9 protein-coding genes and 1 pseudogene are annotated in these 12,709 nt (G+C 72.9%); 9 read left to right on the top strand and 1 reads right to left on the bottom strand.

All coding sequences use genetic code 11. The annotated features are described in order from the left end of the window. Positions 1–25: 25 nt before the first annotated feature. The 4 genes and pseudogenes from BLV02_RS38490 to BLV02_RS08075 all read left to right on the top strand — a co-directional run. Positions 26–304: pseudogene (locus tag BLV02_RS38490) on the top strand (helix-turn-helix domain-containing protein); the annotation flags it as partial. A 799-nt stretch (positions 305–1,103) separates the two neighbouring features. Further along, a complete protein-coding gene (locus tag BLV02_RS08085; protein ID WP_069110990.1) occupies positions 1,104–1,784 on the top strand; it encodes a D-lyxose/D-mannose family sugar isomerase in 681 nt (226 codons plus the stop codon). A gap of 43 nt (positions 1,785–1,827) precedes the next feature. Beyond that, positions 1,828–2,910, top strand: coding sequence for a GNAT family N-acetyltransferase (locus tag BLV02_RS37985; RefSeq protein ID WP_069110991.1), 1,083 nt, complete (start codon positions 1,828–1,830; stop codon positions 2,908–2,910). 62 nt (positions 2,911–2,972) lie between these two features. After that, positions 2,973–4,058 (top strand): GNAT family N-acetyltransferase, encoded by a 1,086-nt coding sequence (locus tag BLV02_RS08075; RefSeq protein WP_069110992.1) that lies wholly within the window; start codon positions 2,973–2,975, stop codon positions 4,056–4,058. Here the strand turns inward: BLV02_RS08075 and BLV02_RS08070 are convergent. Beyond that, positions 4,048–4,569: an AAA family ATPase gene (locus BLV02_RS08070; RefSeq protein ID WP_069110993.1), complete on the bottom strand. Its 522-nt coding sequence runs from the start codon at positions 4,567–4,569 to the stop codon at positions 4,048–4,050. The two genes, BLV02_RS08075 and BLV02_RS08070, sit on opposite strands and share 11 nt — an antisense overlap. A 116-nt stretch (positions 4,570–4,685) precedes the next feature. On the opposite strand from BLV02_RS08070, the gene BLV02_RS08065 reads away from it, so the two are divergent. The 5 genes from BLV02_RS08065 (at position 4,686) to BLV02_RS08045 (ending at position 12,703) form a co-directional block, all read left to right on the top strand. After that, positions 4,686–6,821: an MMPL family transporter gene (locus tag BLV02_RS08065; RefSeq protein WP_069110994.1), complete on the top strand. Its 2,136-nt coding sequence runs from the start codon at positions 4,686–4,688 to the stop codon at positions 6,819–6,821. Between the two features lie 248 nt (positions 6,822–7,069). Next, positions 7,070–8,419, top strand: a complete 1,350-nt coding sequence (locus tag BLV02_RS08060) for an MFS transporter (protein WP_069111148.1) — start codon at positions 7,070–7,072, stop codon at positions 8,417–8,419. A 163-nt stretch (positions 8,420–8,582) separates the two neighbouring features. After that, entirely contained in the window at positions 8,583–9,608 is a 1,026-nt protein-coding gene (locus BLV02_RS08055; RefSeq protein ID WP_074946219.1) for a LacI family DNA-binding transcriptional regulator, read from the top strand. Positions 9,609–9,668: 60 nt separating this feature from the next. After that, entirely contained in the window at positions 9,669–11,309 is a 1,641-nt protein-coding gene (locus BLV02_RS08050; RefSeq protein WP_069110996.1) for a glycoside hydrolase family 13 protein, read from the top strand. Next, the gene (locus tag BLV02_RS08045) at positions 11,306–12,703 is read left to right on the top strand and encodes an ABC transporter substrate-binding protein (protein ID WP_069111149.1); all 1,398 of its coding nucleotides are present in this window, start codon (positions 11,306–11,308) and stop codon (positions 12,701–12,703) included. The genes BLV02_RS08050 and BLV02_RS08045 overlap by 4 nt, the downstream gene beginning before the upstream one ends. Positions 12,704–12,709 lie beyond the last annotated feature (6 nt).

Here is a 12,709-nt window from a genome sequence, read left to right as displayed (position 1 = left end):
GCGTGAATTGCCGGTATGGTCCGCGATGCCGGATCCAGCTGTCCAGGCACTAGGCTGGCCAGCTATGGCCATGGACAGAACTGGCCTCCCGGCCGATTCCGACGCCGACTCCGTGGCGCTCGGCGCGCTCGGCATCGGCTCGGTCGAGGAGCGCGTGTACCGGACGCTGCTGCGGCTGCCCGGATCGACGACGACCGAGCTGGCCGAGATCCTCGAGCTCCCCCGGCCGCGCAGCCGCCGCGCTCTGGCGGTCCTGGAACGCGCCGGCCTGGTGAGCCGGTCCGCCGGGGCCGTCGCCCGGTTCCTGCCGGCGGCTCCCGACGTCGGGCTGGAAGCGCTGGTCCGCGACAAGGAGGCGCAGCTGGGCCGCATCCGGACGCTCGGGGCGTTGCTCATGGACGACTACCGCGAAGGGCTCGAGGCCGAGCGCAACGAGCTCTGCGAGATCGTCACCGGTTCCGAGGCCGTGCTGCGCCGGTTCGACCAACTGCAGCGTTCGGCCACCAGCGAGATCCAGGTGCTCGATACCCCGCCCTATTCCGGCCCGCGCGGTCCCCGCTCCAACGACCTGGAGTTCGAGATCCTGGCCCGCGGCGTCACCTGCAAGGCGATCTACGACCGCGCGGCGCTGGAGCGCTCGCCGCTCGCGACCGACGCGATCCTCGGCTATGTCGAGGCGGGTGAGCAGGCGCGGGTCACATCGCGGCTCCCGCTGAAACTGGCCACGTTCGACCGCAAGCTGGCGTTCGTCCCGCAGTCGCTGAACCAGCGCGACGTCTCCGGCGCCATCGTGGTGCACCCGTGTTCGCTGCTGGACGTCCTGCTGTACGTGTTCGACGAGTTGTGGGAGCGCGCGACCCCGCTCACCGCGCCGAGCGAGCCGGACACCGTGGCCCCTGGGCCGGACGACCGGCGGCTGCTCGCGCTCCTGGCCAGCGGGATGAAGGACCAGGCGATCGCCAACCACCTCGACTGGAGCTACCGCACGACCCGGCGGCGGATCGCGGCGCTGCTGGAGGAGCTGGGTGCGGAGACGCGGTTCCAGGCCGGACTGGCTGCGGCCCGCCGCGGCTGGCTCTGACCGCATCCCTAGACTGCCGCGCATGCACAGGTCCCGCATCGACGCCGCCATCGACGACGCCCGCGCGCGGGCGGCCGAGGCCGGCATCGCGTTGCCCGCCTTCGCGTCCTGGACGCGGGCCGACTGGCTCGCCGCCGCGCCGACGCCGGGTGCGCGGCCGGCACTGGAACGCGGCCTGGGCTGGGACGTCACCGACTTCGGCCGCGGCCGGTTCGACCACATCGGGCTGGTCCTGTGCACCCTGCGCAACGGCACCCTGGCCGAGCGCGACGCCGGGGCCGGGCAGACGTACGCGGAGAAGTTCCTCGTCGCGCGCGACGGCCAGGAGACGCCGATGCACCTGCACCGGCGCAAGACCGAGGACATCATCAACCGCGGCGGCGCCGAGCTGGTCGTCGAGCTGCGCCCCGAGTCCGGCGACGGCGAGGTCGTCACGCTGGTCGACGGGCTGGAGCGGGCGGTGCGGGGTGGGTCGCCGCTGCGGCTGGAGCCCGGGCAGAGCGTGCAGGTGCCGGCCGGCGTCTACCACCGTTTCTGGGCCGACGGCGGGGTCCTGCTGGCCGGCGAGGTGTCGGCCGTGAACGACGACGTCGACGACAACGTCTTCCTCGACCCGTCGCCGCGCTACCCGTCCGTCACCGAGGACGCCGCGGCGCGATACCTGCTGGTCAGCGAGTACGCCGAGGCGCTGGCAGCGAGCTGAAAACCGGGTGCGCCGGCGGCTCCGCCCGGGTTAGCGTCCGATCATGAGCACCGACACCGTCCTCGTCGAGGAGCTGCCGATCCCGCGGTCGATGGACACGCCCGAGGCGGCCGCGTTCACCGAGCTGATCGACATCGGCAACCTCATCGAGACCCAGGCGCTCGGCACCGACGCGCTCACGCTGCCCGCGCGCCAGCTGCTGTCCGACTACCAGGCGCAGGAGGACCACCCGGTCCGCATCTTCGTCGCCCGCGCCGACGGCCGCATCGTCGGCACCGGGCACCTGTCGTGGCAGCCCGAGGACGACGCCACCGTCACCTGGGCCGAGGTCGAGGTGCTGCCGCAGTACCGGCGCCGCGGCATCGGCACGGCGCTGCTCGACCACCTGACGACGCTCGCGCTGGCGTCCGGCCGGCCGACGCTGCAGGCCGCCGTCATCCACTCGCGGCCGGGCGGCGGCGAGCGGGTCGAGGCGCCGACCGGCTTCGGCTGGCTGTCCGACGCCGATCCCGGCGTGCGGTTCCTGCTCGCCCGCGGCTACCGGCTCGAGCAGGTGGCCCGCATCAGCGCGCTGCCGCTGCCGGTCGACCCCGAACTGCTCGCGGCGAAACGGGCCGCCGCCCAGGCCGCCGCGGGCGACGACTACCGCATCGTCGGGTGGACCGGCCCGACCCCCGCCGACCGGGTCGACGACCTCGTCACGCTCATGGCGCGCATGAGCACCGACATCCCCACCGCCGCCCTCGAGACCACCGACGAGCAGTGGGACGCCGCCCGTCTCGCCCGCGTGGACGACCTCCTCGCCGCCACCGGCCGCACCCGGCTCACGGTCGCCGCCGAGCACGTGCCCACCGGGCGGCTGGCCGGTCACAACGTGCTGGTCCTCCCGCGCGACCGCAGCCGCCCGGTCATCCAGGAGGACACCCTGGTGCTGTCCGAGCACCGCGGCCACCGGCTCGGCATGCTGCTCAAGGTGGCCAACCTGCAACGACTCGCCGAGCTGAGCCCGTCCTCCACGCTCGTCACCACGTTCAACGCCGAGGAGAACCGGCACATGCTCGACGTCAACGAGGCCGTCGGGTTCGCACCCATCGGCTACGAGGGCTGCTGGCAGCTCACGCCCTGACGGCGGCGCCGTGACCGTAAAACCCGGTGCGCCGGCCGCCGCCGGAGGGCTAGCGTCCGATCATGAGCACCGACACCACGATCGTCATCGACGAGCTGGAGATCCCGGCCTCGATGGACGAGCCCGGCGCGGCCGACTTCGCCGAGATGGTCGAGGTCCGCAACGCGATCGAGACCCAGATCATGGGCACCGACGTGCTGAACTACTCCGCTCGCGAACTACTGCCCGTCTACCTGGTCCAGGAGGACGAGCCGAACCGGCTGTTCGTCGCCCGCGTCGACGGCCGCATCGTCGGACGGGCCATCCTGGCGTGGCAGACCGAGGAGGGCGCGAGCGCGTCGTGGGTGTCGGTCGAGGTGCTGCCGCAGTACCGGCGGCGCGGCATCGGCACGGTGCTGCTCGACCACCTGACGACGCTCGCGCTGGCCTCCGGCCGCCCGACGCTGCAGGCCGAGGCCATCCACACCCGCCCGGCCACCGGCGAGCGCGTCGACTCGCCGACCGGCTTCGGCTGGGTGTCCGCGGACGACCCCGGCGTGCGGTTCCTGCTGCGCCACGGCTACCGGCTCGAGCAGGTGGCCCGCATCAGCGCGCTGCCGCTGCCGGTCGACCCCGCGGTCCTCGCCGCGCAGCGGGCCACCGCCCAGGCCGCCGCGGGCGACGACTACCGCATCGTCGGGTGGACCGGCACCACCCCGCCCGAGCGCGTCGACGACCTCGTCACGCTGAAGACGCACATGAGCGCCGACATCCCCAGCGCCGGCCTCGAGATCACCGACGAGCGGTGGGATGCCGCCCGTCTCGCCCGCTGGGACGGCCAGCTGGCCGGCAGCGGCCGCGAGCGCCTCACCGTCGCCGCCGAACACGTGCCCACCGGCCGGCTGGCCGGCCACAACGAGCTCTACCTGCCGGCCGACCGCTCTCGCCCGGTGGTCCAGGAGGACACCCTGGTGCTGTCCGAGCACCGCGGCCACCGGCTCGGCATGCTGCTCAAGGTGGCCAACCTGCAACGACTCGCCGAGCTGAGCCCCTCGTCCACGCTGGTCACCACGTTCAACGCCGAAGAGAACCGGCACATGCTCGACGTCAACGAGGCCGTCGGGTTCACGCCCATCGGCTACGAAGGCTGCTGGCAGCTCACGCCCTGACGGCGGCGGCGATGCGCTCGGCCACGGCGCGCGGCTCGGCGCCGGCGGTGTCGACGACGGTGTCGGCGGCGGGCCGCAGCCACGGCAGCGCCGCCGCGTACGGCGCCAGGTGGTCCAGCCGCCACTGGCGGGCGCCGGCCTCGACGGTGTCGCCGTCGATGCGCCGCCGCAGCGTGTCGTCATCGGCGTGCAGGAGCACGAGGTGCACCGGGAGCCCGGCCTTCTCCAGCCCCGTCCGCAGCTCCTGCCAGTACGCCTTGACCAGCACCGTCTGCGGCACCACCAGCGTGCCCCCGACGTAGGCGTGCACCTGCGCGGCGGTCTCGACGACCAGCCCGCGCCACGGCGGCCAGTCCTGGAAGTCGTCGACCGGCAGCGAGCCGAGCACGTGGCGCAGCATCATGCCGACGTACTCGGAGTCGAGGATGCGGGCGTCGGGCAGCAGCGCCGTCAGTTCCTTCGCCGTCGTCGTCTTGCCCGCTCCGAACGTTCCGTTCAGCCATACGATCATGCGCCCAGAAAATATCCGGTTCGCAGCGGGTCCGGGCGGAGCGGACGCGCCTAGACTCGTGCTGGTCTGGAACTCCGACGGGGGGCCGGCGCCGTCCGGCCGGGGGGTTGATCGCGATGGCCAGTACTCGACGCCGCCTCGCGCCGCTCGTCTGCGGCCGGCGCACCAAGTGGGTCGTCCTGGCGTTCTGGGTCATCGTGCTGGCCGTCGGGTTCCCGCTGTCGGCGAAGCTGACCGGCGCGCAGGAGAACGACACCGCGTCGTGGCTGCCCGGCTCGGCGGAGTCGACGCAGGTGTTCGAGGTGCAGCAGGACGCCTTCCAGACCGGCGAGGAACTTCCGGCCATCGTCGTCTACGAGCGGACCGGCGGCATCACGCCCGACGACCAGGCGACGGCCGCCGCCGACGCCCAGGCCTTCGCGGACGTCGAGCACGTCAGCGGCGACGTCGTCGGGCCGATCCCGTCCGAGGACGGTGAGGCGCTGCAGGTCGTCGTGCCGATCGATCCCGGTGACGGCGGCTGGTTCGCGCTCGGCGACGCCGTCGACGAGATGAACGACATCGTCAGCGACGCGCCCGACGGACTGAACGCGTACGTCGCCGGTCCGGCCGGCGTCTCCGCCGACTTCGCCGACGCGTTCGAGGGCATCGACGGCACGCTGCTCTACGCCGCGATGGGCGTCGTCATCGTCATCCTGCTGATCTCCTACCGCAGCCCGGCGCTCTGGATCATCCCGGTCTTCTCCGCGTTCACCGCACTCACCGCCGCCCAGGCCGTCGTCTACCTGCTGGCCGAGTACGCCGACGTCACCGTCAACGGGCAGACCGCCGGCATCCTGCTGGTGCTGGTGTTCGGCGCCAGCACCGACTACGCGCTGCTGCTGATCGCGCGGTACCGGGAGGAGTTGCGCCGGCACGAGGACCGGCACGAGGCGATGGCGTTCGCGCTGCACCGCGCCGGCCCGGCCATCGTCGCCAGCGCCGCCACCGTCGCCGTCGGCATGCTGTGCCTGCTGGCCGCGGAGATGAACTCGACCCGCGGGATGGGCCCGGTGCTGGCGATCGGCATCGCGATCGGGCTGGCGGCGATGATGACGCTGCTGCCGGCGCTGCTCGTCATCACCGGGCGGTGGGTGTTCTGGCCGCTGAAGCCGCGGTTCGGGTCGGCCGAGCCGACGGAGCGCGGGTTCTGGGCGAAGATGGGGCGCGGTATCGCGCGCCGGCCGCGCACCGTGTGGATCGGCACCTCGCTGGCCCTCGGCGCGCTGGCGCTCGGGCTGCTCGGCCTGAACACCGGTGTCATCGAGAACAAGGACGCGTTCGTCGACCGGCCCGCATCCATCACCGGTGAGGAGGCGCTGGCCCGGCACTTCCCGGCCGGCACCGGCAGCCCGGTGATCGTGGTCGCCGACGCCCCGGCGGCCGACGACGTGCGGCAGGCCTTCCAGGACACCGACGGCATCGCCGAGGTGGCCGAGCCGGTGCCGCTCGGCGACCTCGTCTACATGGAGGGCACTCTCGAGGCGGCGCCCGACAGCCCGGCCGCGCAGGACACCGTCGAGGCGGTCCGCGACAGCGTGCACGCCGTCCCCGACGCGAACGCGCTGGTCGGCGGCAACACCGCGATCGCCCTCGACGCCCAGAACGCGGCGTCGCGGGACAGCGTCGTGATCATGCCGCTGGTGCTGGCCGCGGTGTTCGTCATCCTCATGATCCTGCTGCGCGCGTTCGTCGCGCCGCTCATCCTGATCGCCACGGTCGTGCTGTCGTTCGCGGCGGCGCTCGGGCTGAGCTCGCTGATCTTCGAGCACGTGCTGGGCTTCGCCGGCGCCGACACCGCGTTCCCGCTGTTCGTCTTCGTGTTCCTCGTCGCGCTCGGGATCGACTACAACATCTTCCTCATGACCCGCGTCCACGAGGAGGCGCGGCAGCACGGCACCCGGCGCGGCGCCCTCATCGGCCTCGCCGCCACCGGCGGCGTGATCACGTCGGCCGGCCTGGTGCTGGCGGGGACGTTCGCGGTACTGGCGACGCTGCCGGTGGTGGCGTTCGCGGAGATCGGGATCACGGTGGCGCTGGGCGTGCTGCTGGACACGCTGATCGTGCGGTCGATCCTGGTGACGGCGCTCAACCTCGACATCGGGCGGTTCATGTGGTGGCCCAGCGGCCTGTATCGGCGCTCCGAGCCGCCGGCGGCGCTGGTGGCCCGGGAACCGGCTGACGTGACGGAGACGCCTCGCCCCGTGCGGTGACGGTGGCCGGCGGCCGTCCCTGATACGGTTCGCCGCATGTCTGCTTCGTCCGCGGCCGCCTGCGCCGCAGTGACCAGGGCGCTCCGCTAGCGGCGGGCGTTCGGCACACACCTTCTTCCTGGACGTCCAGCCGCTTCGCGATCTGACCGGAGCGGCACGTTCGTGCTGCTCGGATCCTCCTCTGAGCGACGGAGCAGCTGATGGTTCCAAGAATCCTTCCCGCACGCGCATGGCTGGTGCTGTGCGCCATGTCCATGCTGCAGTTCTTCATCGCGGTCGACGTGACCGTGGTCAACATCGCCCTGCCCTCGATCGGCGCCGACTTCGGCGTCGACGGTCACGCCCTGACCTGGGTGGTGGTCGGGTACACGGTCACCGGCGGCGGGCTGCTGCTGCTCGGTGGCCGGCTGGGCGACCTGCTCGGACGGCGGCGCATGCTGCTGCTCGGCACCGGGCTGTTCGGCGCCGCGTCGCTGCTGGCGGGCCTGGCCCCCACGTTCGACCTGCTGGTGGTGGCGCGGCTGCTGCAGGGCGCGGGCGAGGCCATCGCGCTGCCGGCCGCGATGGCCACCATCGTCCTGATGTTCCCCGAGGGTCCGCGGCGGTCGCGGGCCCTGAGCGTGTGGGCGGCGGTGGCCAGCTGCGGTCTCGTGCTCGGGTTCGTCCTGTCCGGCATCATCACCGCCCACCTGGGGTGGCGATGGATCTTCCTGGTCTCGGTCCCGTTCATCGCGGTCGTGCTGCTGGCGGCCGCCGTCCTGATCGACGGCGACCGGCCGCCGGTGGCCGGGGACGCCCCGGCGCTGGACCTGCCGGGCGCGCTGCTGCTGACCGCGTGCCCGCTGCTGTTCGCCTTCGGCGTGGTCGAGGCCGGTGGATCCGGAACCTCCGCCTGGGTGATCGCGGCGGCGCTGGCCGGAGCGGTGGCCGCCGGGGCCGGGTTCGTGCGGGTCGAGGCGCGCTCCCGCCATCCGCTGCTGCCGCTGCGCTTCTTCGCCCACCGCACGCGGGTGGCGGCCAACCTGACCACGATGCTGCTGAGCGGCGCGTTGTCGACCTCGTTCCTGCTGTTCACCTTCTACCTGCAGGACCGGCTGGGCATCGGCCCGATGGGCGCGGGCCTGACGATGCTGCCGCTGGCGGTCTCGCTGATCGCGTTCTCCATGCTCGTGCCCCGCCTGCTGGCCCGCTGGGGCGCACGCGCGTGCGTGCTGGCCGGCATCGGGTTCACCGCGGCCGCGATAGCGGCGATCGCGCTCGTCTCGGCCCTCGACGCAGGAGGGGCAGCGATGATCCCGGCCATGCTCCTGATCGCGGCCGGGATGGGGTTCGGCATCGTGGGGCTGCAGTACCTCGCGGTCAGCGGCGTCACCGAGGACGACGCCGGTATCGCCTCGGGCATCCAGCGGGCGGCCGATCAACTGGGCGGCGCGACCGGGGTCGCGATCTGTGTCGGGATCGGGTTCGCGCCGGCCCTGCACTCCCACGATCCCTTCCTGGTCGCCACCCTGCTGGCCGCCGCCGGGCTCGTGGCCGGCGCGGTCGTGGCCTGGCGCATGCCCGCGCCCGCACCGGTCCTGCGGGAGCGAGCTGTGTGACCGTCGCCCGCCGGTTGGCCCGTCTTCGATAGCGGGAGTCGCGTTCCGGGCGCAGTCTCGGGCCGATCGCGTGATTCTGGCTATCGAAGTCGGCGCCGGCTGCCGTCTCCACGCCCAGGCGGCCTGCAAGATTCTTGCGTGATCTTGTCGTATGCTTTCGCCCATGGCTGGACGACTGACTGAGGTGGCCGCGAAGGTCGGCGTGAGCGAGGCGACCGTGAGCCGGGTGCTCAACGGGCGCCCGGGGGTGTCCGAGGCCACCCGCGAGGCGGTCCTGACGGCGCTGGACGTGCTGGGGTACGAGCGGCCGACGAAGCTGCGGGGGGAACGGGCGCGGCTGGTGGGGCTGGTGCTGCCGGAGCTGCAGAACCCCATCTTCCCCGCGTTCGCCGACGTCGTGGGCGGGTCGCTGGCGCAGCAGGGCCTGACGCCGGTGCTGTGCACGCAGACGGTGGGCGGGGTGTCGGAGGCCGACTACATCGAACTGCTCTTCCAGCAGCGGGTGTCGGGCGTGCTGTTCGCCGGCGGGCTGTACAGCGGCCGCAACGGCGCGCACGACCACTATGCCCGCCTGATCGAGCGCAAGCTCCCGACCGTCATGGTCAACGCGGGCATCGACGAGCTGCCGTTCCCGCGGGTGAGCTGCGACGACGCGGTGGCGACGGAGCAGGCCATGGGGCACCTGCTGTCGCTGGGACACACCCGCATCGGCCTGATCCTGGGGCCGCCGGACCACGTTCCCTCGCAGCGGAAGCTGGCCGCGGCGCACACCCGGCTGGCGGCGGCGGGCCTGGACCTCCCCGACGACCACGTCGAGAACGCCATGCACTCCCTGGAGGGCGGCCAGGCCGCCGCCGCCCGCCTGCTCCGCCGCGGCGTCACCGCCCTCATCTGCGCCAGCGACCCCATGGCCCTCGGCGCCATCCGCGCCGCCAAGCGCGCCGGCCTGCGCGTCCCGCACGACCTCTCCGTGGTCGGCTACGACGACTCCGCCCTGATGAACTGCACCGAGCCCCCGCTGACGACGGTCCGCCAGCCGATCGAGGCCATGGGCAAGGCCGCCGTCGACCTCCTGGTCGGGCTGATCAGCGGGCACCGGGTCGAGTCCGACGAGCTGCTCTTCGAGCCGGAGCTGGTGGTCAGGGGCTCGACGGCGCCGCCGCCGGCACCCACCCGAGCCGAGATCTAGTTATTGCAACTTTCTGTCTGACTATTGCGCGATGATGTCGCCGTCGTTACCGTGACCGCCATGGAAATCGCGTGGTGGCGCAGCGCCGTCATCTATCAGGTGTACGTGCGCAGCTTCGCCGACGGGAACGGTGACGGCACCGGCGACCTCGCCGGCGTCCGGACGAGGCTGCGCTACCTCGCCGACCTCGGCGTCGACGCGCTGTGGTTCAGCCCGTGGTACCCGTCGCCGATGGCCGACGGCGGCTACGACGTGGCCGACTACCGCGACGTCGACCCGGCCTACGGGACGCTGGAAGAGGCCGAGCGGCTCATCGCCGAGGCGAGGGACGTGGGCCTGCGCACCATCGTCGACATCGTCCCGAACCACGTGTCCGACCAGCACGCCTGGTTCCAGGCCGCGCTCGACGCCGCGCCCGGGTCGCCGGCCCGGCAGCGGTTCTGGTTCCGGCCCGGACGCGGCCCCGGCGGCGCGGAGCCGCCGAACGACTGGAGCTCGATCTTCGGCGGCTCCGCCTGGACCCGGACGAAGAACGCCGACGGCACGCCCGGCGAGTGGTACCTGCACCTGTTCGCACCGGAGCAGCCCGACCTCAACTGGACGCACCCGCTGGTCTGGCACGAGCACGAGCAGATCCTGCGGTTCTGGTTCGACCGCGGCGCCGCCGGCGTGCGCATCGACTCCGCCGGGCTGCTGGCCAAGCACGCCGACCTCCCCGAGGTCGACCCCGCCCACGCGCCCGGCCAGCACGTGCACACCGACCGCGACGAGGTGCACGACATCTACCGCAGCTGGCGGCGGCTGGCCGACGGATACCCGGAGCCGCGGGCGCTGATCGGCGAGATCTGGCTGCCCGACCTCGAGCGGCTGGCCCGCTACCTGCGCCCGGGCGAGCTGCACACCGTGTTCAACTTCGACTTCCTGGCCTGCCCGTGGGAGCCGGACCGGCTGCGCGCCAGCATCGAGCGGAGCCTGCACTTCCACGAGCAGGTGGACGCCCCCGCCACCTGGGTGCTGTCCAACCACGACGTCACCCGCCCGGTGACGCGCTACGGCCGGGCCGACACGTCGTTCGCGTTCGAGACGAAGCGCGCGGGCACGGCGTCCGACCTGGTCCTCGGTGAGCGACGAGCGCGGGCGGCGGCGCTGCTGATGCTCGCGCTGCCCGGCTCGGCCTACATCTACCAGGGCGAGGAGCTGGGCCTGCCGGAGGTCGAGGACATCGCGCCCGACCGCATCCAGGACCCCATGCACTTCCGCTCCGGCGGCGTCGACCCCGGCCGGGACGGTTCGCGGGTGCCGCTCCCGTGGAGCGGCGCGGCGCCACCGTACGGGTTCGGCGCCACCGGCGACACCTGGCTGCCGCAGCCCACGACCTGGGCGGACCTGACGGTCGAGGCGCAGCAGCGGAACCCCGCCTCCACGCTGCGCCTGTACCGGGACGCGCTGCGGGTCCGCAAGGCCGAGCCCGCCCTCGGCGACGGCACCCTGACCTGGCTGGACGCCCCGGCCGACGTGCTCGCGTTCCGGCGCGGCGACGACGTCGCGTGCGTCGTCAACCTGTCGGCGGGCCCCGTCGGCCTGCCCCAGCACGAGGAGGTCCTGCTCGCCAGCGCGGACCTCGACGACGGCCGGCTCGGCTCCGACGCCGCCGTCTGGCTACGCCTGACGACCACTGACAAGGGATGGAGCACGAGATGAGCAGCACACGCAGACACCTGGGCGCCGCAGCCGCGGCCGTGATGGCGCTGAGCCTGGTGGCGGCCTGCGGGTCCGACGACGAGCCCGCGGCCGACGGCGGCAGCCCGGGTGGCGACGGCGGCGACGAGCAGGTCACCATCAGCGTGAGCAACCTGCCGCCGGCGACGGAGTCGGCCACCCGCGAGGCGTTCCTCGCCCGGGTCGAGGAGTTCGAGGCCGCCAACCCGGACATCACCGTCGAACCGAGCGAGTACGAGTGGGACGTGACGACGTTCGCGGCCCAGCTCGCGGGCGGCACGCTCCCGACGACGTTCGAGTTCCCGTTCACCGACGGCCAGGCGATGATCGAGCGCGGCCAGCTGGCCGACATCACCGCCGAGGTCGAGGCGCTCCCCTACGCCGCGGACTTCAACCCCAGCGTGCTGGAGGTCGCCCAGGACGACAGCGGTGCAATCTTCGCCGTCCCGACCACCGCCTACGGCATGGGGCTGCACTACAACCGGGCCATGTTCGAGCAGGCCGGCCTCAACCCGGACGCGCCGCCGACGAGCTGGGCGGAGGTGCGCGAGTACGCCGACGCGATCGCCGAGGCCACCGGCCAGGCCGGGTTCGCGCAGATGAGCCAGAACAACACCGGCGGCTGGATCCTGACGACGCTCACGTACGCGCTGGGCGGGCGCATGGAGGACGGCTCCGGCGACGACGTCACCGCCACGCTGGACAACGACGGCACCAAGGCGGCGCTGGAGCTGCTGCGCCAGATGCGCTGGGAGGACGACGCCATGGGCGACAACTTCCTGTTCGACTGGGGCACCATCAACCAGGCGTTCGCCGCCGGCCAGGTGGGCATGTACATCGGCGGCTCGGACGTCTACAACAGCCTGGTGACCGAGAACAGCATCGACCCGGCCGGCTACGGGCTCACGGTGCTGCCGCTGGAGGGCGGCGACGCCGGCGTGCTGGGCGGCGGGACGATCGTCGGCGTGCGGCCGGACGCCAGCGACGCCGAGCGCGACGCCGCGGTGAAGTGGATCGACTTCTTCTACATGAGCAAGCTGACCCAGCAGGACGCCGCGCTGGCCGACGCCGAGGCGCTGGTCGCGACGGACGCGCCGCTGGGCACGCCGGCGCTGCCGATCTTCGGGGCCGAGCAGCTGGCCGAGTCCGACGCCTGGGTGGCCGACCTCGTCAACGTGCCGCTGGCGCAGATGATGCCGTTCAAGGACGCCATCCTGGACCAGCCGCTGGTGCCGGAGCCGCCGGTGCGCGCCCAGGACCTGTACGCCGAGCTGGACGCCGTCGTGCAGGCGGTGCTGACCGACGAGAACGCCGACATCGACGCCCTGCTCGAGACCGCGAACGGCAACGTCGCCGCGCTGGTCGAGGCCGGCTGAGGCACG

The organism is Jiangella alba, from assembly GCF_900106035.1.
Taxonomy (GTDB): domain Bacteria; phylum Actinomycetota; class Actinomycetes; order Jiangellales; family Jiangellaceae; genus Jiangella; species Jiangella alba.
This window is presented reverse-complemented; position numbering and strand designations above follow the sequence as displayed.